At 65.4% G+C, this 24,091-nt stretch carries 24 protein-coding genes; 9 read left to right on the forward strand and 15 right to left on the reverse strand.

Features of this window, described 5'->3' with window-relative positions; genetic code table 11:
• Positions 1-254: 254 nt before the first annotated feature.
• Positions 255-602, forward strand: coding sequence for a hypothetical protein (locus tag AC1D34_RS11630; protein WP_441493071.1), 348 nt, complete (start codon positions 255-257; stop codon positions 600-602).
• A 141-nt stretch (positions 603-743) separates the two neighbouring features.
• Here the strand turns inward: AC1D34_RS11630 and cimA are convergent, their stop codons facing one another.
• The 3 genes from cimA to cysS all read right to left on the reverse strand — a co-directional run bounded on the left by cimA (position 744) and on the right by cysS (position 4,532).
• Entirely contained in the window at positions 744-2,339 is a 1,596-nt protein-coding gene (gene cimA / locus AC1D34_RS11635; protein WP_476824269.1) for a citramalate synthase, read from the reverse strand.
• A gap of 112 nt (positions 2,340-2,451) precedes the next feature.
• Positions 2,452-2,829, reverse strand: a complete 378-nt coding sequence (locus AC1D34_RS11640) for an endonuclease domain-containing protein (RefSeq protein ID WP_476824295.1) — start codon at positions 2,827-2,829, stop codon at positions 2,452-2,454.
• 173 nt (positions 2,830-3,002) lie between these two features.
• The gene (gene cysS, locus AC1D34_RS11645) at positions 3,003-4,532 is read right to left on the reverse strand and encodes a cysteine--tRNA ligase (protein WP_476824270.1); all 1,530 of its coding nucleotides are present in this window, start codon (positions 4,530-4,532) and stop codon (positions 3,003-3,005) included.
• Positions 4,533-4,846: 314 nt separating this feature from the next.
• Between cysS and AC1D34_RS11650 the strand changes: the two genes are divergently transcribed.
• Positions 4,847-5,179, forward strand: coding sequence for a hypothetical protein (locus AC1D34_RS11650; RefSeq protein WP_476824271.1), 333 nt, complete (start codon positions 4,847-4,849; stop codon positions 5,177-5,179).
• A 9-nt stretch (positions 5,180-5,188) separates the two neighbouring features.
• Here the strand turns inward: AC1D34_RS11650 and AC1D34_RS11655 are convergent, their stop codons facing one another.
• Entirely contained in the window at positions 5,189-5,716 is a 528-nt protein-coding gene (locus AC1D34_RS11655; protein WP_441493075.1) for a CreA family protein, read from the reverse strand.
• A gap of 75 nt (positions 5,717-5,791) precedes the next feature.
• On the opposite strand from AC1D34_RS11655, the gene AC1D34_RS11660 reads away from it, so the two are divergent.
• Positions 5,792-6,397: a GNAT family N-acetyltransferase gene (locus tag AC1D34_RS11660; RefSeq protein ID WP_476768790.1), complete on the forward strand. Its 606-nt coding sequence runs from the start codon at positions 5,792-5,794 to the stop codon at positions 6,395-6,397.
• Here AC1D34_RS11660 and AC1D34_RS11665 read toward each other — a convergent pair.
• Genes AC1D34_RS11665 through AC1D34_RS11690 form a run of 6 tightly spaced genes read right to left on the reverse strand, consistent with a single transcriptional unit; the run spans position 6,378 to position 11,258 of the window.
• Positions 6,378-6,911, reverse strand: a complete 534-nt coding sequence (locus tag AC1D34_RS11665) for a hypothetical protein (protein ID WP_441493077.1) — start codon at positions 6,909-6,911, stop codon at positions 6,378-6,380. The genes AC1D34_RS11660 and AC1D34_RS11665 overlap by 20 nt on opposite strands.
• Positions 6,912-6,944: 33 nt before the next feature.
• On the reverse strand, positions 6,945-7,142 hold the full coding sequence (locus AC1D34_RS11670; RefSeq protein WP_441507906.1) for a DUF2783 domain-containing protein: 198 nt from the start codon (positions 7,140-7,142) through the stop codon (positions 6,945-6,947).
• On the reverse strand, positions 7,139-8,737 hold the full coding sequence (locus AC1D34_RS11675) for an FAD-dependent oxidoreductase (RefSeq protein WP_476824272.1): 1,599 nt from the start codon (positions 8,735-8,737) through the stop codon (positions 7,139-7,141). Before AC1D34_RS11675 ends, AC1D34_RS11670 begins: the two co-directional genes overlap by 4 nt.
• Entirely contained in the window at positions 8,734-9,288 is a 555-nt protein-coding gene (locus AC1D34_RS11680; protein ID WP_476824273.1) for a DinB family protein, read from the reverse strand. The genes AC1D34_RS11675 and AC1D34_RS11680 overlap by 4 nt, the downstream gene beginning before the upstream one ends.
• A 4-nt stretch (positions 9,289-9,292) precedes the next feature.
• On the reverse strand, positions 9,293-10,255 hold the full coding sequence (locus tag AC1D34_RS11685) for an MBL fold metallo-hydrolase (protein ID WP_476824274.1): 963 nt from the start codon (positions 10,253-10,255) through the stop codon (positions 9,293-9,295).
• On the reverse strand, positions 10,245-11,258 hold the full coding sequence (locus AC1D34_RS11690; RefSeq protein WP_476824275.1) for a fumarylacetoacetate hydrolase family protein: 1,014 nt from the start codon (positions 11,256-11,258) through the stop codon (positions 10,245-10,247). The genes AC1D34_RS11685 and AC1D34_RS11690 overlap by 11 nt, the downstream gene beginning before the upstream one ends.
• Positions 11,259-11,320: 62 nt before the next feature.
• Between AC1D34_RS11690 and AC1D34_RS11695 the strand changes: the two genes are divergently transcribed.
• A complete protein-coding gene (locus AC1D34_RS11695; protein WP_476824276.1) occupies positions 11,321-12,406 on the forward strand; it encodes a TRAP transporter substrate-binding protein in 1,086 nt (361 codons plus the stop codon).
• A gap of 31 nt (positions 12,407-12,437) precedes the next feature.
• Here AC1D34_RS11695 and AC1D34_RS11700 read toward each other — a convergent pair whose 3' ends face one another.
• Together AC1D34_RS11700 and hmgA are read right to left on the reverse strand one after the other, a co-directional pair.
• Positions 12,438-13,370, reverse strand: coding sequence for a CHAD domain-containing protein (locus AC1D34_RS11700; RefSeq protein ID WP_476824277.1), 933 nt, complete (start codon positions 13,368-13,370; stop codon positions 12,438-12,440).
• An 80-nt stretch (positions 13,371-13,450) separates the two neighbouring features.
• Positions 13,451-14,809: a homogentisate 1,2-dioxygenase gene (hmgA, locus tag AC1D34_RS11705; protein WP_476824278.1), complete on the reverse strand. Its 1,359-nt coding sequence runs from the start codon at positions 14,807-14,809 to the stop codon at positions 13,451-13,453.
• Positions 14,810-14,914: 105 nt separating this feature from the next.
• On the opposite strand from hmgA, the gene AC1D34_RS11710 reads away from it, so the two are divergent.
• The 3 genes from AC1D34_RS11710 to AC1D34_RS11720 all read left to right on the forward strand — a co-directional run bounded on the left by AC1D34_RS11710 (position 14,915) and on the right by AC1D34_RS11720 (position 18,325).
• Positions 14,915-15,415: a MarR family winged helix-turn-helix transcriptional regulator gene (locus tag AC1D34_RS11710; RefSeq protein WP_441493086.1), complete on the forward strand. Its 501-nt coding sequence runs from the start codon at positions 14,915-14,917 to the stop codon at positions 15,413-15,415.
• Between the two features lie 181 nt (positions 15,416-15,596).
• Positions 15,597-16,760, forward strand: coding sequence for a DUF2865 domain-containing protein (locus AC1D34_RS11715; RefSeq protein WP_441493087.1), 1,164 nt, complete (start codon positions 15,597-15,599; stop codon positions 16,758-16,760).
• Positions 16,761-17,005: 245 nt separating this feature from the next.
• Positions 17,006-18,325 carry an MFS transporter gene (locus AC1D34_RS11720; RefSeq protein ID WP_441493088.1) on the forward strand — a complete coding sequence of 440 codons (1,320 nt, stop codon included), beginning with the start codon at positions 17,006-17,008 and terminating at the stop codon, positions 18,323-18,325.
• Between the two features lie 83 nt (positions 18,326-18,408).
• On the opposite strand, the gene gltX is transcribed toward AC1D34_RS11720, so the two are convergent.
• The 3 genes from gltX to AC1D34_RS11735 form a co-directional block, all read right to left on the reverse strand.
• Positions 18,409-19,749, reverse strand: a complete 1,341-nt coding sequence (gltX, locus tag AC1D34_RS11725) for a glutamate--tRNA ligase (protein WP_476824279.1) — start codon at positions 19,747-19,749, stop codon at positions 18,409-18,411.
• Between the two features lie 41 nt (positions 19,750-19,790).
• On the reverse strand, positions 19,791-21,530 hold the full coding sequence (locus AC1D34_RS11730) for an NAD+ synthase (protein WP_476824280.1): 1,740 nt from the start codon (positions 21,528-21,530) through the stop codon (positions 19,791-19,793).
• Positions 21,531-21,615: 85 nt separating this feature from the next.
• Positions 21,616-21,909 (reverse strand): Dabb family protein, encoded by a 294-nt coding sequence (locus tag AC1D34_RS11735; RefSeq protein ID WP_069877173.1) that lies wholly within the window; start codon positions 21,907-21,909, stop codon positions 21,616-21,618.
• Positions 21,910-22,485: 576 nt separating this feature from the next.
• Here AC1D34_RS11735 and AC1D34_RS11740 point away from each other — a divergent pair.
• Entirely contained in the window at positions 22,486-22,746 is a 261-nt protein-coding gene (locus tag AC1D34_RS11740) for a PsiF family protein (RefSeq protein ID WP_476824281.1), read from the forward strand.
• Positions 22,747-23,210: 464 nt separating this feature from the next.
• Complete coding sequence (locus tag AC1D34_RS11745; protein ID WP_476824282.1) at positions 23,211-24,059, forward strand: outer membrane protein; 849 nt, start codon at positions 23,211-23,213, stop codon at positions 24,057-24,059.
• The last annotated feature ends 32 nt before the right edge of the window (positions 24,060-24,091 follow it).

The raw sequence follows: 24,091 nt of genomic DNA on the forward strand, positions 1-24,091 counted from the left end.
CTGAAGAGAGTGATCGCCATCCTTGGCGCTGGGCCGCTCATTCTGGCGATGCGGACCTGAAAGGGTCGCCGCGACTCTCGTCCAACTTCACCCGCAGACGACGCGGCGCACACCTCAGGCATCCCAATAGCGCGTTTGCACACGGCCTCCGGGGATTGCGGAACACGCGCGCCGGCTTGGCCTTGTTCTCGTCGAAGGACCGGTGTGAGATGGCGTCGGAGCGGTCAACGCTCGGATCGGGGAAAGAAACAGCCATGAGAGCTCAACGGGTTATCCTTGCCGGCCTGATCGGCGCCAGCGTCTCACTCTGCCTCGCGACGCTTCCCGCCCTGGCGCAATCAGCGCGGCCGCCGGCACAGATCAAGGTAACCAATGCCCGCAGCGTGCCATTGAACACGCTCGAAATCACCACCTCGGGTGAACAGCCCCGCCTCGTCGCCAAACTCGCCAAGCCGCTCGCTCCCGGAAAGAGCGCCGTGCTGAAACTCAACAAGCCGGCGGGCTGCAGCTATTTCGTGCTCGGTCGCTTCAGCGACGAGGTCGAAAACGACAATGACGGCGTCGATCTCTGCAGGGAAAAGACGATCCGCCTGACGGATTGAGCCGCCAGGGCCATCATGGCCGGGCCTCGTCCCGGCCATTCCCGACCGCGGCGGCACCGCCGAACGCTCATCCGCAGAATGATTGCCAGGTGGGCGCTGCGCCTCACCCGGGAATCGCGGCGGATCAAAAGCCCTCGTCGCTTACGCCGTCGCGCCGGCCCGCATCAGCTTGTAGGTGATCGAGTCGACCAGCGCCTGGAACGAGGCGTCGATGATGTTGGCGCTGACACCGACCGTGGTCCAGCGTTCGCCGGTCTCGTCAGCGGATTCGATCAGGACGCGCGTCACTGCATCGGTGCCGCCCTGGAAGATGCGGACCTTGTAGTCGACGAGCCGCAAGCCACCGATCAGCGACTGATAGCGGCCGAGATCCTTGCGCAAGGCGACGTCGAGCGCATTGACCGGACCGGCAGAGCCCTCGGCAGCCGAGATCAGCAGCTCGTCGCCGACCTGCACCTTCACGATCGCCTCGGAGAAGGTGACGAGCTCGCCATTGGCGTTGTAGCGGCGCTCCACATTCACCTTGAAGCGCTCGACCGTGAAATAATCCGGCACCTCGCGCAGGATCCGCTTGGCGAGCAGGAAGAAGGAGGCGTCGGCCCCCTCGAAGGCGTAGCCTTGCGCCTCCTTGTCCTTGAGCTCGTCGAGCAGGCGCCCGAGCCGCGGATCGTCGCGCCCAAGCGTCACGCCGATGCGCTCCAGCTCGGCAACGAGGTTGGACTTGCCGCCCTGGTCGGAGATCAGGACCTTGCGGATATTGCCGGTCGCTTCCGGCGCGACATGCTCATAGGTGCGCGGGTCCTTCAGCACCGCTGAGGCATGGATGCCGGCCTTGGTCGCGAAGGCAGACGAACCGACGAAGGGCGCGTGCCGGTTCGGGGCGCGGTTCAGCATCTCGTCGAGGGTCCGCGAAACATGGGTCAGCTCGCCGAGCTGCTGCTCGTCGACATTGATGCTGAAGCGCTCGCGATACCTGTCCTTCAGTTTCAGCGCGCCGATCAGCGTCACCAGATTGGCGTTGCCGCAGCGCTCGCCGAGCCCGTTCAACGTGCCCTGGATCTGGCGGACCCCCGCCTCGACCGCCGCCAGCGAATTGGCAACGGCGCAGCCGCAATCGTCATGGGCATGGATGCCGAGATGATCGCCCGGCACGACCTTGGCGACCTCGGCAACGATGGCGCCGACCTCGTCCGGCAAGGTGCCGCCATTCGTATCGCAAAGCACGACCCAGCGTGCGCCCGCCTCATAGGCTGCCCGCGCGCAGGCCAGCGCATAATCGGGATTGGCCTTGTAGCCGTCGAAGAAATGCTCGCAGTCGAGCATCACCTCGCGTCCGGCCGCCTTCGCGGCCTTCACGCTGTCGGTGATCCCCTCGAGATTGTCCTCGAGCGAGATCTCGAGCGCGACATGGACATGGTAGTCCCAGCTCTTGGCGACGAAGACGATGGCGTCCGCCTTCGCCTCGAGCAGGGCCGCGATGCCCGGGTCGTTGGCGGCCGAGCGCCCTGCCCGCTTGGTCATGCCGAAGGCAGCGAACTTGGCCTTCGAAGTCGGCTTCTCCGCGAAGAAGGCGGTATCGAGCGGGTTCGCTCCGGGATAGCCGCCCTCGACATAGTCGATGCCGAGCTTGTCCAGCATGGCGGCGACCGCGCGCTTGTCGTCGAGCGAGAAGTCGACTCCGGTAGTCTGGGCGCCGTCGCGCAGCGTCGTATCGAAAAGATGGACGCGGGCGCTCATCGCCCGGCCCTCATCCGATAGCGCAGCACACGCGGCATCACCATGGCGAGCATGACGAGTTTCATGGCGACCGAGAGCGCACCGGCGCGCCGGATCTTCGGGGCATCCCGGTTCATCGTTTCACTTCCCATGTCATGTCCGTCTCATGGAGCGTCGCTCCATCGAGATCGTGCCAAAGCGTGTCCTGGACCTCGTCGCCACGACGAAGAATATCGGCGTTCCAGAAGCGACGAATGCGAAAGCCCTGCTCTTTCAGCCAAGCGTCCCGAACGGCGTCATACGTGCTTTCTGCATGCTGGCCGCCATCGGCTTCGACGATCAGTCGCTTCGACGGACACACGAAATCGACGATATAGGAACCGATCTGGACCTGCCGACGGAACTTGAAACCGCTGAACCGCCTGTCGCGCAGGAGGTGCCAAAGCTTGCGCTCGGCCTCCGTCGGCTCCTTGCGCATCGAGCGCGCGCGCTGGCCGAGCTTGGCACGCAGCGACGGCGCATGCTCCCCTTCTCCCCCTGCGGGAGAAGGTGGCCGCGCAGCGGCCGGATGAGGGGTCGCGCTTCCCTCTCCGGTTGGAGCAGAATGAGACGAAGGCCGGCAAGCGTCGCGCGACCCCTCACCCCAACCCTCTCCCGCAAGGGGAGAGGGGGTTTGGTCGCGGTTCATCGTTTCACTTCCCATGCTGTCGTGGGCTCGCCGGTCGCCGGGTCCTTGCCATCCTTGAGTTGGATGCCCATCGCCGCAAGTTCGTCGCGGATGCGGTCGGACTCGGCAAAGTCCTTGGCGCGACGCGCTGCAAGCCGGCGCTGGATCAGATCGTCGACACGCGTCGCGAAGCCGTCATCGGTCGCCGTCCGGATGAGGAACTCCTGTTCCTTCCGCCCCCAGGCCTGACGATTCAGGCCGAGGAAATCGACGCTTGCCGCCAATGCGCGCGCAGCCTTCGGATCGCCGGCCTTCGCTTCGCGTGCGAGACCATGAAGCCGCGTCATCATCTTGGCCGTGTTCAGGTCATCGGCCAGCGCGGCGATGATTTCGGCATCCACGTCGCTTGGAGCGGCCTGCGGTTCCGTCGGAATGCCACGCAGGACTTCCTCCCAGCCACCGATGATGGACTCGACCTCCTCCAGCGACTTCACCGTCCAGTCGATCGGCTGACGATAATGCGTCTTCAACATCGCAAGGCGCAGCACTTCGCCCGGCCATGTCCGGCCGCCGAAGACATCGGTCTGCAGCAACTCGTTGATGGTGACGAAGTTGCCGAGCGACTTCGACATCTTCTCGCCTTCGACCTGCAGGAAGCCGTTATGCATCCAGATATTCGCCATGCGGCCGGCGCCGTCGGCCCCGCCGAAGGCGCAGCAGCTCTGGGCGATCTCGTTCTCATGATGCGGAAAGACGAGGTCGATGCCGCCGCCATGGATGTCGAAGACATTTTTGGTGGGGTCATCGCAGGCGAGCCCGCCGCCGAAGGGCGCGAGCAGCTTCGCCATCGACATGGCCGAGCACTCGATATGCCAGCCGGGGCGGCCGAGCGTGGCGATGCCGGCCGGGGACGGCCAGCCGGGGTCGATGCCGTCGCGGCTCGGCTTCCACAGCACGAAATCCATGGCATCGCGCTTGTAGGGCGCGACATCGACACGAGCGCCGGCCATCATCTCGTCCAGCGAACGACGGGCGAGCGAGCCGTATTTCGGCGCCTTCCCCAGGCTCGCCACCGCCGGCACGTGGAACAGGACATGCTCCTCGGCGACATAGGCGATGCCACGGGCGATGAGGCGCTCGATGATCGCCTTCATCTCCTCGATATGGTCGGTGGCGCGCGGCTCGGCATCGGGGCGCAGATTGCCCAGCGCATCGACATCATTGTGGAACTGCGCCGTCGTGGTCTGCGTGACCCTGGCAATCGCCTCGTTCAGCGGCAGGCCCGGAAAGTCGCGGGCGGCGCGCGCATTGATCTTGTCGTCGACGTCCGTGAGGTTGCGGGCATAGGTGACATGCTCGGGGCCATAGAGATGGCGGAGCAGCCGGTAGAGCACATCGAAGACGATGACCGGGCGGGCATTGCCGATATGGGCGTAGTCATAGACCGTCGGACCGCAGACATACATGCGGACATTGCCGGGATCGATCGGCGCGAACGTCTCTTTCGTCCGCGTCAGCGTGTTGTAGAGCCTTAAAGTCGGCGTCATCGAAACGGTCCTGGCGAATAGGCGACGAGAAGCGTGGTCCGGGCCGCTGGCCGGGGGCGCTTTCTGTCGGGTCGTTTCAGGACGATGACGTGAGCAGCCGGCCAGCGAAAGCTAGCGGCAAATAATGCAAATCCGGATGGCGGCCTGCGTCATGAAAAACTGATTGCCTGTGCGCGGGCTTTGCGTCAAGAGGGCGCCCGAGTTTGTTGCGCCGCAACATAGCTGACGCCGAATTCATTCAAATTTAACGGACTGGAACCATCCTCATGCTTCGAAGGTTCTTTGGCCTGTCGGGTCACGAGGAAAGATCGAGAATGCGCCGCGCCATCGCCCTGATCGGCCTGTTCGGAATCGTCGGAGCCGGCCTCTCGCTCGCAGTCCTGCCGACCTCGAAGACGGTGGCCGCATCCAACGACCAGCGCATTTTCCTGATTCCGGCGAGCGACGGTTATGGCGTGGCCGACTGCCTGTCCTCGAAGACCTCGGAATGCGGCAAGATCGTCGCCKATGCCTGGTGCGAGGCCCAGGGTTTTGCGAAGGCGACAGCCTTCGGCATCGCCTCGCGCGAAGATTTCACCGGTTCGGTCTCGAAGCCTGTCATCACCGAACCGGCCGAACAGCCGCTCTCGATCACCTGCGGCGGCTGAGCCTGCGGCTCACCTCACCCAATCCGAGCATTTCGGCGCCTCGCCTACCCCGCCCCAGGGCATGATCGGGACGGTGGATGTCGAATTCTGCGGCGACCCGTCGATCAGCTTGTCGGAATAGACGAGATAGACCAGCACGTTGCGCTTGATGTCGCAGCCGCGCACGATCTGCATCTTCTTCCAGACCATCGAGCGGCGCTCGCGGAAGACGACATCGCCCTGCTCGAACTTCTCCTTGAACTTGATCGGACCGACCTGACGACAGGCGAGCGAGATCTCCGAGACCTCCTCCGCCACCCCGAACATGCCGGAGACGCCGCCCTTCTCGGGGATAGTGTAGTGGCAGGCCACACCCTCGACGATCGGATCGTCGACGCCATAGACGGCGAGCTTGTCGTTCGGCGTCAGCATCTTCCAGACGGTCGATTTCCTGAAGATCAGGTCCTCCTGGGCCTGTGCGGCCCCGGTCAGACCGAGCCCTAGCGCCAACAGAGCCAGGGCCAGGGCGCGTGAAGACGTGGTACCACAGGCGCGCATTCTCGATCTCCTGACTGTTCCGCGTAGCCGGCGCCGCATATGGGTTCTGAGGCGAAGCAATGCCAGAGGCGTCCGATGCAGACCAGCAAGATGCCGGCGACGACGCAGCCGATCCTCGCGACGGACCGCCTCATCCTCAGGCCGAGAACCATTGAGGATCTCGACCATGTCATTGCAATGAATTCCGATCCGGAGGTGATGCGACACATCGCGCCAGTCGGCACCGCCTTCATGAGCAGGGAGGCAGTGGCGAAGCGCAGCTTCACCCATGTCGATCGGGGGCTGGGCTACTGGTCGATCAGCCCGCGCGAAAGCCCTGGCGCGTTGCTGGGCTATGTCGCGCTGTTCCCCGGCGCTCCGGCGACGGCGCAGATCGAGCTGAGCTACCGCTTCGAGACGCGCCATTGGGGCCGGGGTTATACGACGGAGGCRGCCTCGCGCCTGCTCCAGCACGGTTTTGGCCCATTGGACCTAACCGAGGTGGTCATCCTCACGCACCCGTTGAACGCGGCATCCCTTCGTCTGGCGGAGAGGCTCGGTTTCCAGCGCGAGAGCGACCGGTGCTCATGGCTGATGGGCGATCCGCACTTCCTCTGCGCCTTCTTCCGCCTCGGCCGCGCCGGCTGGCTTGCCACCCATGACGCAGCCGCGGCACCGGTCGTCACACCGCCAGTGGCTTGAACACCAGATAGGCCGCGGCCAGCGCGCCGAGCACGCCGAGCGTGAACAGCACCAGCTTCAACTGCGTGAAGCCGCTCGCCATGGCGACATCGCCCGCCTCGACCCGGGGGTATTTGTCGAGCAGCCGGGCAATGACAAAATTCTCGACGACATCGCAGAGCCCGCCGAAGAGCCAGCCGCCGCCGCATAATGCCGCCACCCACCAGGGATAGCCGCGCATCGCGACGCCCGCGACGATGATCGCGCCGACGATCGCATAGGTCAGGGCGAAGGCGACATCGGCCGGCAGCACCCGGTGACGGTAGCGGTTGCGGCGTTCCTCGCCATAAGCTGCGAAGAGCTTTTCGACATCGGCAGCGTTGAAGCCGTTCCAGTCGCTCTCGAGCATGCGGGCCACGCCCTGACGGCTCGCCCAGAGCCCGGTGAGCCAGAACATCAACATCACCAGCGCCGGCCCCCACAGGAAGAACGAGAGCGGGATGGCGCTGGAATAGAGCGGAACGGGATCGATCATCGCGGCCAAGGCTCCGGCAGAGGAAATGCGACGTTACCGCGCCTCGCGCGCCAGCGCCAAGGCCTGACGCAAGATCTCCACGTCACCGATATGATTGACGAAGATCAGGACGAGCCTTGCATTGAGCGCCACGCTCTCGGCCTCGGAGAGATCGCGATGCGCCTCCGCGATCATCCGGAACGCCGCGTCGGGATCGGAGAGATTCGGTTCCGTGACAAGTTCGCTGCTCATGCTGCGGCGCGCCCTTCCAGCCTCTCGATCGCGGCCGCCAGTTGCACAGGTGTCGCCTGGCGAAACCGCGCCGCGACATGGCCGTCAGGACGCAGCACGACGGCATCGCCCGGCGTCAATCCGTAACGTCGCGCCAGGGGCTCGTCTCCCCCATCTCTGGCGGGAACGTCGACCCACAAGGCGGCGGCAGGCGTCATGCCCTCGGCCGCCACCCCGCAGGCGATGATGACCGGCCGGCCCTCGGCCAGCGTCTCGCTCAGCCAGCGCCGCCCGCCGGCTGTGGATGGCAGCGCAGCGTCGTGGAAGGAGGTGCCCGCCGCGAGCCCCCCCTGCCAATCCGGGCCAGGCGTCGAAAGCGGCGACGCCAGATAGGTCGTCGGCTGCGAGAGACGCCCGGAATTGACGAAGCCCCGGGCGAAGCCGGCCTTGCCGGCCAGGGCAAGGGCCGCATCGCGCAAGACCCGCTCGCCTGGCGAGCGCGGCGCGATGAAATCCGTGGCGCGGGTCGAATGCAGGATATTCTCCTGCGCTGCTTCGACACGCTCCCTGTCATAGCTGTCGATCAGAGAAGCGGGACTCTGCCCTTTCACGACCAATGCCAGTTTCCAGCCGAGATTGTCGGCATCCTGGATGCCGGAATTGGCGCCGCGCGCGCCGAAGGGCGAGACCTGATGCGCCGCATCGCCGGCGAAGACCACCGGACCATGAACGAAGCGCGCGAGCCTGCGGCACTGGAAGCGGTAGACCGAGACCCATTCCAGCGCGAAATCGTCATGGCCGAGCATCTGCCGGATGCGCGGCCGCACGATCTCGGGCTGTCGTTCATGCTCGGGGTCGGCGTCGCGATCGAGTTGCAGATCGATGCGCCAGACATCGTCCGGCTGCTTGTGCAGCAGGGCCGACTGTCCGGAATGGAAGGGCGGCGCGAACCAGAACCAACGCTCGGTGGGGAATTCCGCCCGCATCTTCACGTCTGCGATGAGGAACTTGTCCTCGAAGGCCTCACCGCGAAACTCCAGGCCAAGCAGCGCGCGCGTCGGCGATCGCGCTCCGTCGCAGGCGACCACCCAGCCGGCATCGAACTGGTAGGGCCCATCCGGCGTCGCGATGGTCAGGAGCGCACCGTCGCTACGAGGCTGGATGCCGGTGAGACGGTTCGACCAGCGCAGATCGATCAGCGCCTCCGCAGCCGCAGCGTCGGCCAACGCCGCTTCGACGTAATATTGCTGCAGGTTGATGAAGGCCGGCTGCTTGTGGCCAGGCTCGGGCAATAGATCGAACTCATAGAGCTGCTCCTGCCCGCGAAAGACCCTGCCCCGCTGCCAGGTGACGCCTTTCGCGACCATGCCTTCCGCGAGGCCGAGCCTGTCGAAGATCTCGAGCGTACGCTTGGCAAAACAGATCGCGCGCGAGCCCTCGCCGATGCGATCGGAATCATCGATCAGCACGACGGGAACGGCACGGCGCGCCAGATCGAGCGCGAGCGTCAGCCCGACCGGGCCGGCGCCAATGATGACAACCGGATGATGGGCCGGTTCGCGTGCATCCTGGTCAGGGCTGCGGCGATAGGCGAAACGGCGCAGCTCCGTCGTCATCCGATCGCCTCCGGCCCCTCGATCCCGAGCCCCCGCAGATCCGAGGCACGCCGGCCGGCATCGAAAGCGAGGAAATACTCATCGAGCTGCGGCGGCGCGACCGTCGTGCCGGCGAGCATGGCGTGGGCCTGGCCGCGATGATGGATCTGATGCTGGAAGAGATGCGCGAGCAGATCGTCGATCCGCCCGGGCACCTTGCCGTCATCGCCGCGATCGGTCTCGACCTGCCGTGCCAGCTCTGCCTCGCTCAACGCATCGCAGAAGGCGATCAGGCGGCGATCGGTCTGCCCCTGCACGATGAGGAGCGCGGCCGCGTCGAGCGGCCGGAAGGTATCGAAGACGGCGAGCCCGCGCCCGCCCTGCTCCAGGGCGTCGAGATAGAACTGATCGACCGAGAGATTGTGGTTCAAGGTCTCGTGGAGCGAGGGAAAGAAGCTCGTTCGCGTGGCCCTGAATGCCTCGTCGTCCAGTTCGGCGCAGGCGCGCAGCAGCCGGTCATTGGCCCAGCCATTGTTGCGGGCCGCCTTGCGCAGATAGGCGACGAGCGACACCGCCCTACCCTCGCAGGTCGAGCCACATCTGGCGATCGCGCTCGTCGGTCCAGATGCGCGGATGATCGAGCCCGTTGGCCTCGTCATAGGCACGCGAAACATTGAAGGGCAGGCAATGCTCGAAGATCACCCAGTCGCCATAGCCTGGCTTCAAAACGGCATGGACACGCTCGAAGGTCTCGCGGAGCGAGCGGCCCGCGCCGGCGTTCTGCTTCACCGCGTCATAGAGGTCGCTGAGAAAGGCGCGCGTGCCGCTGATGCCATCGGCGACCATCGCCGCATCGGTCAGCGCAGCGCCCCGGCCAGGCACCATCGCGACCGAGCCGAGGGCCGACAAATGGTCGAGCGTCGTCGGCCAGTCCTCGAAATGGGCATCGCCACAATAGGGCGTCGCACCATATTCGACGAGATCCCCCGCGAAGGAGACCTCGGCATCGGGAATCCAGGCGACGATGTCGCCTGCGGTATGACCGCGCCCGAGCTTCATCAGCCTGACCTCGCGCTTGCCCAGCCAAATCGAGGCGGTGTCGGAAAAGGTCATGGTCGGCCAGGTCAGGCCCGGGCGGATCGAATCTGCGCCCTGGAAGAGCCGCGGAAACCGGCCGATCTCGCTCGCCTTGTCCTGTTCGCCGCGTTCCACGATCATCTCGCGGGCGACATCGGAGGCGACGATCTCGCGGGCGCCGTAGGCTGGCGCCCCCAGCACGCGGACCGCGTGGTAATGCGAGAGCACGACATGGCTGATCGGCTTGTCGGTGATCCTGCGGACGCGTTCGATCACGGTTTCCGCCATCTTCGGCGTCGCCTGCGCATCGAAGACGAGCACGCTCTCGTCACCGACGACGACCCCGGTATTGGGGTCGCCCTCGGCGGTATAGGCGTAGATGCCCCGGCCGATCTCATCGAAGGAAATGGTCTTCTCACCGAGATCGGCACTGGAGGCGAAGGCGGGCTTGTCAGTCGACATGGGGCAGCACGTCCTGTTCGATCGCACCGAAAACGGAAGAACCATCCCCGTCCTTCATCTCGATACGAACCGTATCGCCGAAGCGCAGGAAAGGCGTTGCCGCGGTGCCCGACTTGATGATCTCGACCATGCGCTGCTCGGCGATACAGGCGTAGCCGACGCCACCCTGCGCGATCGGGCGCCCCGGGCCACCTTCGTCGTCGCGGTTTGAGACCGTGCCGGAGCCGATGATCGTGCCGGCCGAAAGCGGGCGTGTCCGCGCGGCATGAGCAATCAGTGTGCCGAAATCGAAGGTCATGTCGATGCCGGCATTCGGCTGTCCGAAGGGCTGGCCGTTGAGCAGCGAGAGCAGCGGCAAGTGCAGCTTTCCGCCCTGCCATGCCTCGCCCAGTTCATCCGGTGTCGCGGCCACCGGCGAGAAGGCCGTCGGCGGCTTCGACTGGAGAAAGCCAAAGCCCTTCGCCAGTTCGTCCGGAATCAGGTTGCGCAGGCTGACGTCATTGACGAGCATCACGAGGCGGACATGGCCATGCGCCGCTTCCGCAGAGACCCCCATCGGCACGTCGCCGGTGATGACGGCGATCTCGGCCTCGAAATCGATGCCGTCCTCCTCCCTGCGGGTCCGGATCGGCTGGCGCGGCCCCAGCACGGCGTCGGATCCGCCCTGATACATCAGAGGGTCGCTCCAGAAACTCTCGGGCATCTCGGCGCCCCTCGCCTTCCTGACGAGCGCGACATGGTTCACATAGGCCGAGCCGTCCAGCCACTGATAGGCGCGCGGCAAGGGGGCTGCGCRATCATGCTCGTGGAAACGGAAGGATGGGACGGAGCCATGCTCCAATCCTTCTGCTAGATCGGCCAGGCGCGGCGCATGGCGGCCCCAGTCGTCGAGCGCGGCCTGCATGGTCGCGACCACGGGAAAAGCGTCCGTGGCGCGCGTCAGGTCTTTGGAAACCACGACAAGGCGGCCATCACGACCGTGCATGAGGGAAGCGAGTTTCATCTCTTTCCAATCCGTGACGAACACGCGAGATTGCGCGCAACAAACCTCTGGGAGATCAGCTTATGAAACGCCGCGACTTTTTGAAAACCGGTGCGCTGGCAGCGGCTGCGACGCCGGTCGCGATGCCGGCGATCGCGCAGTCGCAACCTGAGGTGAAGTGGCGCCTGACCTCGAGCTTCCCGAAGGCGCTCGACACGATCTACGGCACGGCCCAGCAGTTCGCGAAATACATGTCGGACGCGACCGACGGCAAATTCCAGGTCCAGACGTTCTCCGCCGGCGAGATCGTGCCGGGCCTGCAGGCCCTCGACGCGGTCACCTCCGGCACGGTCGAATGCGCGCATACGCCGACCTATTTCTATATCGGCAAGGAGCCGGCACTCGGACTCGGCACCGGCATCCCGTTCGGTCTCAATGCGCGTCAGCAGCATTCCTGGTGGTTCTTCGGCGGCGGCGAGGAGATCATCAATTCGGCGCTGGCCAAATTCAATGCCTATTCGATCCCCTGCGGCAACTCCGGCTGCCAGATGGGCGGCTTCTTCCGCAAGGAACTGACCTCGCTCGATGATCTCAAGGGCCTGAAGTTCCGCATCGGCGGCATGGGCGGAGCCGTGCTCGCCAAGCTCGGCGTGGTGCCCACGCAGATCGCAGGCGGCGACGTCTACCCGGCGCTGGAGCGCGGCACGATCGACGCCGCAGAATTCGTCGGCCCCTATGATGACGAGAAGCTCGGCTTCGTGCGCGTTGCCAAATACTACTACTATCCCGGCTGGTGGGAGGGCGGCGCCATGCTGCATCTCGTCGTTGGTCAGGAGGCCTGGAACAAGCTGCCGAAGCACTACCAGGCCATCGTCCACAACGCCTGCGAGGCTGCCAATAACTGGATGCTGGCCAAGTATGATGCGGTGAACCCGGGTGGCCTGCGCCGGCTGGTCCAGCAGGGCGCACAGCTCAAGGCCTTCCCGATGCCGATCATGGAAGCGGCTCTCAAGGCGGCGGACGAGTACTATGCCGAGACCTCCGCCAAGAGTGAGTTGTTCAAGAAGGGCTACGACTCGATGGTCGCCTTCCGCGGTGAGAACCTGCTCTGGTGGCAGGTCGCCGAGCTGTCGTATGACTCGTTCATGAACCGGCTGCGGTCGCGCTGAGGCGCCGCCGGGACCACTAGATGGCGCCGGGTCAGACAAGTTTGATCCGGCGCGGTGCATGCGCCACCATCGCCTCGGCCAGGTGGGCGCAGACGGCTTTCGGGCGTGTGTCGAGCACGGGCTCGACCATCCCCGCCGCCTTGCCACGCTGCTTGCCGGCGCGCCGGCGCAGTTTCTTCCTGACCTTCCTCAGGGGCTTGATCGCGGCGGTTTCCGCCAGTTGCCGTTCTGCCAGGTCGAGATCGACGACCGCGCCGAGATGGGTGCGTAAGCGCTCGACCGCCTCGATCTGCTCCTTGTAGTGACCGGGATCGGCGGGCTGGAAGAAGCTGAGCTGATAGCCGAGATCGATGATGCGGGTGCGCCAGGCGTGCAGGTGCTTCAGGCTCATCCGACGCGGATCACGGCGGGCCGCGCGTCGGGCCTTGCGATAACTGCGCCGGAATGCCGCGAGCAGGAAGCCACCGCGCTCGCCGGCGACCGACCATTCCTCCATCCTGGCGGCGAGACGGTCGAGCTCCGTCTGCATGGACACGATGGTTTCCGGCAGCGGCATCGGGTCCGGCGGGGGCTCGAGCAGCCTGCCGCGTTCGCCGGGCAGCAGCTCCTGCAAGGTCCGCGCGACGACCGCGGCATCACGCGTCGCGCCGAAGTTCTGACGCAGGCGCTTGATATCGGCCCGGAGCTGCGCCGAATCCTGCTCCAGTGCGGCCGGCGAGAGCTTCAGCAGGGAACGCCACGCCTTCATCAGTCGCCGGAAATCATGAATGCCCTTGGCCGGATCGTTCTCCAGGCGGTCGAGCAACCGCCGGCCGTGCAACGGCATCTCGCGACAAACTGCGAGCCAATGCTGGGCCCAGAGCCGCATCAATGCCGGACCGCTGGGCACCGCAGTGCGCGACGTCCGGGCGCGCGGGCTCCTGCCGCGGCTCGGCCGAACCGGTGCTTTCGCGGGTGTCGCCAAGGCGCGCTCCTTGCGAAGTTCGGGAGCGCATTGAGCGATAAGCATTCGGGCTCCGCAAGTGCCTTGCAGGGATCGGAACGCTACCAGGCCTCGCGTCTCGTCGGATCGAAACGCTTCTTCAGGCCCTCCCAGCAGGCGCTGTAGTCCGGCTGCAGGGCCGGCAGGCTCGCGGCGTAGCCGGTGACGCGCTGGGGGAAGCGGGTCTCGAACATGAAGGCCATGGTCCCGGTCAGCTTCACGGGTTTGAGCTCGACCGTGCTTGCATGTTCGAACGCCTGCGCGTCCGGGCCATGCGGCAGCATCATGTTGTGGAGGCTGAAGCCGCCAGGCGTGAAGCCCTCCGGCTTGGCGTCATAGACGCCGTAGATCAGCCCCATGAACTCGGACATGATATTGCGATGATACCAGGGCGGGCGGAACGTGTTCTCCGCGACCATCCAGCGCTCGGGGAAGATCACGAAGTCGATATTCGCAGTGCCGGGTGTCTCCGAGGGCGCGGTCAGGACCGTGAAGATCGACGGGTCGGGATGGTCGAAGGAGATCGCCCCGACCGGCGAATAATGGCGCAGGTCGTATTTGTAGGGCGCGTAATTGCCATGCCAGGCCACGACATCGAGCGGCGACTGGCCGATCGGCGTGGAGAAGAGTTCCCCGCCCCATTTCGCATAGAGCGTCGACGGCGTCTCGTCGTCTTCATAGGCCGCGATGGGAGTCAGGAAATCGCGCGGATTGGCCAGGCAATTCGCGCCGATCGGGCCGCGATCCGGCAAGGTGAAGGAGCCGCCATAGTTTTCGCAGACATAGGCGCGGGCCGGTCCGCCCATCAGCTCGCAGCGGAAGACGACGCCGCGCGGAATGATGCAGATCTCGCCGGGCTCGATCTCGATCACGCCGAATTCGGTGCAGAAGCGCAACGCCCCCTCCTGCGCCACGATGAGCAATTCGCCATCGGCGCAGAAGACGTATTCGCGTTCCATCGAGGCCGTGACGAAAACCATATGGGCGGCCATGCCGGCCTGGGTCTCGGCATCGCCAGCGGTCGTCAGCGTGCGCAGCCCGGTCAGGAAGGTCAGCGACTCCGATGGCATCGGAATCGGGCTCCAGCGCAGCTGTCCGATCGGCAGCTCGGCCTCGTCGCGGCAGGGCGCACTGCGGATCAGCCCCTTATCGACCTTCTTCCAGCGCCCGCCATGCTTGACACTGGGCCGGATGCGGTAGAGCCAGGACCGCTCGTTCGAGGAGCGCGGCGCGGTGAAGGGCGAGCCGGAAAGCTGCTCGGCATAAAGGCCATAGGCGGGCCTCTGCGGCGAATTGCGGCCGACCGGCAAGGCGCCGGGCAGCGCCTCGGTCTCGAAACTATTGYCGAAGCCCGACATGTAGCGCGTGCCGGTCGCGGCCTGGCGCAGCGGGGCTGTATGAATCTGTGCCTGGACATTCATGAGCATTTCCCCTTCCGCTGCCGGACCGCTTTGACAAGAACGCAGGTTCCGGAAAGATCGGAGCGGGCATCCCGCCCCGACCTCAGCTAGTTACAGATGAAACTAATGTCAACGCAGCCCGAGCCTCCCCCACCCGGCGACGAAACGACCTTGCGGCTGGAGCAGTTTCTGCCCTATCGGCTGAACGTCGTCGGCCATTTCGCCAGCCGCGCGCTCGGACGAATCTATAGCGAGCGCTTCGGCATAGGCATTCCCGAATGGCGTGTGATCGCGCAGCTCGGCGAATTCGGAAAGCTGACCTCGCGCGACATCGGCGAGCTGTCCCAGATGCACAAGACCAAGGTTTCGCGCGCCGTCAGCGAACTCGAGAAGCGCGGCCTGACGTCGCGCAGCGAGAATCGCGAGGACCGGCGCGAGGCCTTCATCAGCCTTACCCCCCGCGGCTCCCGAACCTATGCCGAGATCGTGCCGCTGGCGCTCGCCTTCCAGGCGCGCTGGACCGAGGGACTTCCGGCAGAGGAGCTGCGCGTGTTCGAACGCGTGCTTTCGATTCTCACCGAACGGGGCCGCCATCTCGCCGGCAGCTATCACGAACGCGAAGGCTGAATTGCCGCTTGCCGCCAAATATGGCATGCCGGGCCTTGCCATGGCCGTCCGCCCGAATCCGCGCCGCGCCATCGCAGGACCCGTCCTTAGTTCCGTCGCGTTTGGCAGGTGAAACTCCCGCAAAGCGATTGCCCGGTTTCCGGGGCGGATCGAACAAGCAGGTAATATGGCCCGACCGGCGATGAGACTACGACTAACCCGGCGCCTCGGCGCGATGCTGCTGGCCTTCTCGGCGATGGGTGGAGCGGCGCTGGCGCAGTCGCCCGCGTGCAATGCCTGGCGCAGCGAACTCGCGAGCCTGCAGGGCCAGCGCGGCGGCGATCCGCGCGCCGCGCAGCAGGCGCAGCGCGTCGGCGCCCAGCTCTCGCAAAGCGTCAGCCAGTTCCGCGCAATGGGCTGCGAACGTGGCGGTTTCCTCTTCTTTGGTGCGCAGGCGCCCCCGCAATGCGGCGGCCTGCAGGCACAGATCAACCAATTGCAGTCCCAGTACACGGCACTCCAGCGCCAGGCACAGGGCGGAGCTGCCGAGCAGCGCCGCATGCAGCTCGCCGCAGCGATCGAGACCAATTGCCGGGGGGGCGGGCAGCAGCGCGGCTTCTTCGAGACGATCTTCGGCATCGAGCCTCGCCGCGGTGAGATCGATTCGACCATACCCGAACTCGATCCGGACATGCAGCCGCTCGATTCGGAGAAGCCCCGCCAGGGCGGCCCCAATACGGTCTGCGTCCGGACCTGCGACGGCTATTTCTTCCCGCTCGCCAACAGCCCCGGCGGCCGCGACGGCCAGGATGAAATGTGCCAGGCGCTCTGCCCCGGGACGGAGACGCTGGCCTTCGGCATGAGCACCGGCGGCGACATTCAGAATGCGGTCGCCCGTGGGAGCGGGACGCCCTATTCGTCGCTGGCGAACGCCGGAAAATACATTCGAAGCTTCGATTCCGCCTGCACCTGCCGGGCGCCGGGCCAAAGCTGGTCCCAGGCGCTGCGCAATGCCGAGGAGCTTCTCGACAAGCGCAAGGGCGACGTCATCGTCACCGAACAGCGCGCAGCCGAGCTGTCGCGGCCCAAGCCCGATCCCAAGCGCAGGACCGCGACTCCCGCGCCGGCTCAACAACAGCCGATCCTGTCTGATGCCGACGACAAGCCGATGCCGTCAGAGAATTCGCCGACTTCGGGCACGGAGTCGGCCGGCATGGGTCCGCAGAACGTCGAGCCCGAGAAGGTCGTGCAGCAAGGCGACGGCGTGAAGAAGGAGAGCCGCAGCGTCACCGGCGAGCGGCGCACGGTCAGGATCGTTGCGCCCAACCTCGCACCCAATCTGGGCCCCGCAGTCGCGCGGCCCTGACGCCGGCAGCGCCGCCGCAACGGCGCCTCGTCCGTCGGCGGCGAAGGCTGCGGCATGCGCCAGAGCGGAGAGCGGCGTTTAAATACCCCGCGGATCAAGCGCTGGACGCATGACGCCGACAGGCGCATATACAGGCAAGACCACCCCGGCCGGCCTGGATACGCGCCAGATCTCGTCAGGATTGCTCTTCCAGCGCGCAATCCTACTCTGACGGCCTCCTTGGCAGAGCCCAGCAGAGGCGTCCCATGTCAGAGACAACCGCCAACACGCATACCGGAATGGATCTGGCCGACACCCGTCGTCGCCTGAAGGCGATCTTCATGGGCTCGGTCGGCAATCTCGTCGAATGGTATGATTTCTACGCCTACACGGCCTTCGCACTTTATTTCGCGCCGCATTTTTTTCCGTCGCACGATCCGGTCGTCCAGCAGCTCAACGCCGCGACGCTGTTTGCCGCCGGCTTCATCGTCCGCCCGATCGGCGGATGGCTGTTCGGTCACATCGCCGACCGCTATGGCCGCCGGCTTTCGCTGACGATCTCGGTGCTGATGATGTGTTTCGGCTCGCTGATCATCGCGCTGACGCCGACCTATGCGACAATCGGATTTGCAGCGCCCGCGCTGCTCGCTCTCGCGCGGATCATCGAAGGCCTGAGCCTCGGCGGCGAGTACGGGGCAAGCGCGACCTATCTCACCGAGATCGCCGACCCGAACCATCGCGGGTTCTATTCGAGCTTTCAGTACGTCACGCTGATCGGCGGCCAGTTGACCGCCATCGTGGTACTGCTGCTGCTCCAGAACGTGTTCCTGACCCATGAACAGCTCGTCGCCTGGGGCTGGCGCATTCCTTTCGTGATCGGAGCCCTGCTCGCGATCACCGCGATGTTCATGCGCCGCCACATGCATGAGACGGAATCCTTCGTCGAAGCCAGCAAGACGAAGAAGCGCGAAAGCTCGCTGCGCGGGCTGCTGAAATACCCGCGCGAGGTTGCGATCGTGGTCGGCCTGACGGCCGGCGGCACCGCGGCCTTCTATACCTTCACCACCTATATGCAGACCTTCGTGAAGCAGACCGTCGGCCTGTCCGACATCACGACGACCTATGTCATCGCCGGTTCGCTGATCTTCGCCTCAATCCTGCAGCCGATCTATGGCGCCATCTCGGACAGGATCGGCCGCAAGCCGCTGCTGATCTTCTTCGGCGTTGCCGGCTCGCTGCTGACGGTGCCGATCCTGACGATGCTGTCCCAGACCAAGTCGCCCTGGATGGCGTTCCTGCTGATCTCCGGAGCCTGGATATTCGTCGCCGGCTATACCTCGATCAACGCCGTGGTGAAGGCCGAACTGTTCCCGACCGCGATCCGCGCCACAGGCATCGCCGTGCCCTACGCCGTGACGGTCTCGATCTTTGGCGGCACGGCGCCTGCGATCGCGCTGTTCTTCAAGCAGCAGGGCCACGAGCAGTGGTTCTTCTACTACCTGGCGGGCGTGATCTTCCTGTCGCTGCTGGTCTACGCGACCATGCGCGACACCAAGCATGAATCGGCGATGCACCGGCACGAGTGATCCACGGCGCCATTGCCCGCTGGACCGATGTCGTTCCCGGACACGTAGCGCAAGCCGCGCTGATCCGGGGCGATGCGAAGCCTTCAGGCCGCCTCGCCCCCGAGCCGCTTCAGCGCTTTGTCACGGCCAATGAGCGGCAGCAGTGCAGCCAGCTCCGGCCCGTGCTCGAGGCCGGTCAGCGCCTGGCGAAGCGGCATGAAGAGCCCCTTGCCCTTGGTGCCGGTCGCCGCGCCGACGGCCTGTGTCCAGCTCTTCCAGGTTGTCGCATCGAAGGGCTCGGCCGGGAGCAGTGCGGCTGCGCTCGCGGCAAAGCCGGCATCGGTGATCACGGGCGTGATCGGGCCACGAACGACCTGCCACCAGGCCTGCACCTCGGGAAGCTTTGCGAGATTGCCGCGCACCGCCAGCCAGAAGGGTTCGCCGGCCGCGATCCCAAGCTCCTGCAACCGGTGCGACACCGCCTCGAACGGCAGCTGATGCAGCGTGCGCGCGCTCAGTGCTTCAAGCTCATGCTCATCGAACTTGGCCGGTGCGCGCGAGACATGGGCGAGGTCGACGAGATCCGCGAGCTCATCCAGGCTCGCGACCGGCCTGACGGCGTCGGAGGAGCCGACCAGGACGGCCAATGCCGCGACGGCGAGCGCCTCCACCCCGGACTCGCGCAGGCCGCGCAGCGAGAGATGGCCGAGCCGCTTCGACAGCCCCTCCCCGCTCGCCGTGGTCAGCAGGTTGTGGTGGCCGAACGCCGGAAGGGCGGCGCCCAGCGCCTCGAAGATCTGGATCTGGACCGCGGTGTTGGTGACATGGTCCTCGCCGCGAATGACATGGGTGACGCCGGTCTCGACGTCATCCACCACCGAGGGAAGCGTGTAGAGATAGCTGCCATCCTCACGCACCAGCACCGGGTCGGAGAGCGAGGCGCAGTCGACATGCGACGCGCCGCGCACGAGATCATCCCAAGCGACCTCGCGGGCCTCGAGCAGGAAGCGCCAATGCGGCTTGCGCCCTTCCGCCTCGAGCGCCGCCCGCCGCTCGGCCGTGAGCTTTAGCGCAGCGCGGTCGTAGATTGGCGGCAGGCCGCGAGCGAGCTGGCGCTTGCGGCGGCGATCCAGTTCGTCGGCGGTCTCAAAGCAGGGGTAGAGTCGTCCGGCGGCGCGCAGCCGGTCGGCCGCCGCATCATAGATCGGCAGCCGTTCCGACTGGCGAATGACGAGATCGGGTTCGATGCCGAGCCAGCCGAGATCCCCGGCAATCGCATCCGCGAATTCCGGCTTCGAGCGCGCAAGGTCGGTGTCGTCATAGCGCAGCAGGAAACGCCCACCATGGCGGCGGGCAAAGAGCCAGTTGAACAGCGCCGGACGGGCATTGCCGATATGGAGATAGCCGGTCGGCGACGGCGCGAAGCGAACGAGTGGYGTTGTCATGACGAGGCTTATGACGCCTTTGCGCGAGGCCGACAATCGGCTCAGAAATCGAAGCTCTCGCCCCCGGCCTTGCCGACGCCCTTGACCAGCGCAGCGTCCGGCCGATGCGCAGGTTCGCCGGGATCGCGGAAGCGATTGACGATCRGGTAGCGCCGGTCGCGGCCGAAATTCTTGCGCGTCACCTTCACGCCGGGCGCGGCCTGGCGGCGCTTGTACTCGGCGAGATAGAGCAGGCGTTCGACCTTCTTGACCGTCTCGAGATCGTGGCCACGGGCGACGATGTCGGCGAGGCGCATTTCGTGCTCGATCAGGCAGGCGAGGATATCGTCCAGCACGTCATAGGGCGGCAGGGAATCCTGATCCTTCTGGTTCTCGCGCAGCTCGGCCGTCGGCGGCTTGACGATGATATTGTGCGGAATGACCTCGCCGTCCGGCCCGAGCGCACCGGCGGGCTTCCAGCGGTTGCGCAGCGCCGACATGCGAAAGACCTCGGTCTTGTAGAGGTCCTTGATCGGGTTGTAGCCGCCATTCATGTCGCCATAGAGCGTGGCATAGCCGCATGACATCTCGGATTTGTTGCCGGTGGTCACCACCATCGGCCCGAACTTGTTCGAGATCGACATCAGCAGCGTGCCGCGCACGCGGCTCTGCAGGTTCTCCTCGGTGACGCCGCGATTGGTTCCGGCGAAAAGGCCGGCGAGCGCCGCTTCGAAGCCCTCGACCGGCTCGGCAATCGGCACGATCTCGTAGCGGACGCCGAGCGCATCGGCGCAGCGCTTCGCATCGTCCAGGCTCTCCTGCGAGGTGAAGCGATAGGGCATCATCACGCAGCGGACCTTGTCGGCGCCGAGCGCATCGACCGCCATCGCCGCGCAGATCGCGGAATCGATGCCGCCGGAGAGGCCAAGCACCACGCCGGGAAAGCGGTTCTTCTCGACATAGTCGCGCAGGCCCAGCACGCAAGCCGCGTAATCAGCCTCGTCGCTGCTCTCGATGGGCGTGATCTCGCCCGGCAGGCAGCGCCAGGACCCGTTCTCGCGCACCCAATCGGTCAGGCGCAGCACTTCGCGAAACGCCGGGAGCTGGTGAGCAAAGGTCTTGTCGGCATTCAACACGAAGGAGGCGCCCTCGAAGACGAGTTCGTCCTGGCCGCCGAGCTGGTTCAGATAGACCATCGGCAGCCCGGCCTCGACGACGCGAGCAACCGCGACATTCAGGCGTTCCTCGGTGACGCCGCGCCGATAGGGCGAGCCATTGGGAACAAGCAGGATCTCGCCGCCGGTCTCGGCGATGCACTCGACGACCTCCTCGCCCCAGATATCCTCGCAGACCGGCAGGCCAAGGCGGATATGGTTGCGGAAGACGACAGGACCGGGCAGCGGGCCGGGTTCAAAGACGCGTTTCTCGTCGAATACACCGTAATTCGGCAGGTCGACCTTGAAGCGCACCGACTGGATCATCCCGGCGTCGAGCAGCGCGTAGGCGTTGTAGAGCTTGCCGTCCTCAAGCCAGGGCAACCCGACCAGCAGAGCTGGACCACCATCGGCGGTCTCGCGCGCCAGATCCTCGCAGGCCCTGCGGCAGGCATCCTGGAAGGCGGGCTTCAGCACCAGATCTTCCGGCGGATAGGCCGACAGGAAGAGTTCCGGGAACATCACCAGATCGGCGCCGGCGGCCGCTGCGTCGCGCCGCGCAACGCGCACCATGTCGGCATTGCCGGCGACATCGCCGACGATGGGATTGAGCTGGGCCAGAGCCAGGCGGAACGAGGTCGCTGTCATGCTTCGGCTTTACCGCGCGGCGGCAGGGCCAGCAACGGGCGCGCGCCCTGCCCCGACCTGCATTTGCGCGTGATCAGCCCTTCGATCAACGCAAGGTCGAACGGAAATCGGCGGAATAGCGCAGCTCGCGCAGCGGACGCACGCGGCGCGTCGTTTCGTCATAGATCGGATGGGCCTTGTAGGCCGCCAGCGCCGCCTCATCGGCAAATTCGCCGTAGACGACGACATCGATGTCATTGCCCAGCGGATCGACCTTGGCATTGGCCACGACCTCGAAGGCGAGCGAATGCGGGATATCGCCGAGCCGGGACAGAGACAGGCGGATCGTCTCGACATCCTCGCGCCGCTGCGCCGTGAAGAATACGATGTGGCGGATCATGCGCCCTCCCTCGCAGGCAGCCGGGAATCGCGCCGCCCTTTCGGGCCGATGTCTTCCCGACGGTGCGCAAAACGCAACCTGCGTTAACGCCGCATCGGCATCGATCCAGCCAAGCGCTTAATCTTGCTTGCCTCCGCTTCCCGCGGTCGCCGGAACAGCCGCGTACGAACGCGGAATCGCGCGGCACGCTGAAAACTCCCTCTCGCCCTGTTCACCCCTCCGCGAGGTGGCGCCATGAGCAGGCGCGCGCCTCAACTGACCGCCAAACGGATTGCCGTGCTCAAAATCCTGGCTCGGCATCGCGGCGCGGAACATCCGGTGACCTGCGCCGAGATCGGCGCCAAGAGCGTCCCGCACGGCCCCCCCAGCGGCTGCCGTGAATGGGCCTGCTCGGGTTCACGGTCTCACCTCAAGGAAACGCCCCGCCGGAGCGAGGCTGAAAATGCCACAGGTCGAAGACGTGGCCAGCCAGCTGTTCAGTAGCCATTCAAGTCGGGCAGCGCGATCATTCGCCATCCGACAGCCGACCCGGCGACTGCCTGGAACCGATCATCCGGGTTGATGGCGGACGTTGCCATGAACCTCTCGCACTATCTGCTGCCGGTTGCCGCGCTCGCGATGATGACGGGATACGGGTTTGCGCAAACACCCGTACAGATGGGTCCTGACACAAAGCCGGCCATGACCTCCCCGGCACCCGCGGCGCCTGCCAAGAAGGCTACGGCGACCTCCTCCGACAGGACCGCCAAGTCAAAGGCGTGCTCTGTCCAAGCCGATCAGAAGGGGCTTCATGGGAAGGCCAGGAAGAAGTTTCGCGACGAGTGCAAGAAGGCCTAGGCTCGATGAAATCGGGCGCCATCGTGGATGTCAGGTGGGGCCAATTTGTCAGCCGGCCGTCAGTTTAGCTTTCCTTCGGCGCCGCACTTACGAACTGAGTAGACGCCCCGGAGCGCTTCGGAGACAGGTGGAACGGCATCACATAGCTCTCGCCCCGGTCGTCGCAGACGATGGCATGAGTGACTTGCCGCCCTGTTCGGCATGTCGATTGGCATGGTCGAGCGCTACACGAAGCACATCAATTGAGAGGCTTTGGCCCGCAAGGCGCGGTCTGGAATGAGACGCTGAGGGAACGAGGCTGCAAACTTTCTCTAATGAATCTGCAAACTCTGACGCCTCCCCCGAGAAAAGAAGGCCTGACAGAAATGAGCACGTTAACGCAGCATTAGGGTTACCAATGCATCAATCTCCCCCAGAGCAGTGCGACAAGGGCCGGGTTGCGGCCCCTGCTCGGGGAGACCACGATGCGTATCCGCTCCATTGCGCCGGCCCTGGGCCTTGCCGCGCTCGGACTGTCCATCGCCGCCGTGCCGGCGGCTTCGGCCGACTATCCGGTGCTGCGTGGCTCCCAGATCGAAGATGTACCACCGCCGCCCTCGGATTACTTCTCGGGTGGGTTCAATTGGACGGGCTTCTATGTCGGCGGCCTCGTCGGGGGGACCCAGACCAGGTTTGAAACCGATCGCGGGTTGTTCGAGCTCGCACGGTTTGCCTACAACGCGACAACAATCGGCAACCAGTTCAATCCGGACGCGCTGGTGATCAGCCGTCCGACCCGCGACAGCGGCCCCTCCTATGGCGGGTATATCGGGTACAACCTGGCCTTTGGCGACGCGATGATCGGCATCGAAGCCGACTACTCCCGTCTCGACCAACGCGTCGCAGCCTCGACATTCGAGGCGCGCCGCATCGGCGGCGACTATGTCGCGATTGCCACGAACCAGGACATCAAGCTCGAAGATTACGCATCCCTGCGTGCCCGGTTCGGCTACGCCTTCGGCCGGTTCATGCCCTATCTCACCGTCGGCGCTGCCGCAGGTCGCTTCACCACCAATATCGCGCTCGCCGCCGATTGGGGCCAGGTAGGCCCGACCGGAGGGAGGGTCGGCAGCTATATTGGGTGGCCTCGCAGCTTTGGCGGCCCGAAGAACGATGTCTGGGGGTTTGGCGCCGTCGCCGGCGGCGGCATCGAAGCCGCCCTTGCGGAGAACATCGTGCTCAGAGCAGAGTATCTCTATACCCGCTTCGACAATGTCGAGGGCGTCACCGCCAGCCTAAATACGGCCCGGGTCGGCGCTGCGATCAAGTTCTGAGCCTTACACGGGACGCAAGGAAAAGGCCGCGG

This window comes from Allobosea sp. P1_A7, assembly GCF_056406775.1.

What these genes read in the sequence shown, in the direction of transcription:
- AC1D34_RS11740 (WP_476824281.1), top strand. Translation starts at nt 22,486, where the DNA reads ATGAACCTCTCGCACTATCTGCTGCCGGTTGCCGCGCTCGCGATGATG.
- AC1D34_RS11745 (WP_476824282.1), top strand. Translation starts at nt 23,211, where the DNA reads ATGCGTATCCGCTCCATTGCGCCGGCCCTGGGCCTTGCCGCGCTCGGA.
- AC1D34_RS11710 (WP_441493086.1), top strand. Translation starts at nt 14,915, where the DNA reads ATGTCAACGCAGCCCGAGCCTCCCCCACCCGGCGACGAAACGACCTTG.
- AC1D34_RS11655 (WP_441493075.1), bottom strand. Translation starts at nt 5,716, where the DNA reads ATGCGCGCCTGTGGTACCACGTCTTCACGCGCCCTGGCCCTGGCTCTG.
- AC1D34_RS11735 (WP_069877173.1), bottom strand. Translation starts at nt 21,909, where the DNA reads ATGATCCGCCACATCGTATTCTTCACGGCGCAGCGGCGCGAGGATGTC.
- AC1D34_RS11715 (WP_441493087.1), top strand. Translation starts at nt 15,597, where the DNA reads ATGAGACTACGACTAACCCGGCGCCTCGGCGCGATGCTGCTGGCCTTC.
- AC1D34_RS11720 (WP_441493088.1), top strand. Translation starts at nt 17,006, where the DNA reads ATGTCAGAGACAACCGCCAACACGCATACCGGAATGGATCTGGCCGAC.
- AC1D34_RS11685 (WP_476824274.1), bottom strand. Translation starts at nt 10,255, where the DNA reads ATGTCGACTGACAAGCCCGCCTTCGCCTCCAGTGCCGATCTCGGTGAG.
- cimA (WP_476824269.1), bottom strand. Translation starts at nt 2,339, where the DNA reads ATGAGCGCCCGCGTCCATCTTTTCGATACGACGCTGCGCGACGGCGCC.
- AC1D34_RS11630 (WP_441493071.1), top strand. Translation starts at nt 255, where the DNA reads ATGAGAGCTCAACGGGTTATCCTTGCCGGCCTGATCGGCGCCAGCGTC.
- AC1D34_RS11670 (WP_441507906.1), bottom strand. Translation starts at nt 7,142, where the DNA reads ATGAGCAGCGAACTTGTCACGGAACCGAATCTCTCCGATCCCGACGCG.
- cysS (WP_476824270.1), bottom strand. Translation starts at nt 4,532, where the DNA reads ATGACGCCGACTTTAAGGCTCTACAACACGCTGACGCGGACGAAAGAG.
- AC1D34_RS11675 (WP_476824272.1), bottom strand. Translation starts at nt 8,737, where the DNA reads ATGACGACGGAGCTGCGCCGTTTCGCCTATCGCCGCAGCCCTGACCAG.
- AC1D34_RS11665 (WP_441493077.1), bottom strand. Translation starts at nt 6,911, where the DNA reads ATGATCGATCCCGTTCCGCTCTATTCCAGCGCCATCCCGCTCTCGTTC.
- AC1D34_RS11695 (WP_476824276.1), top strand. Translation starts at nt 11,321, where the DNA reads ATGAAACGCCGCGACTTTTTGAAAACCGGTGCGCTGGCAGCGGCTGCG.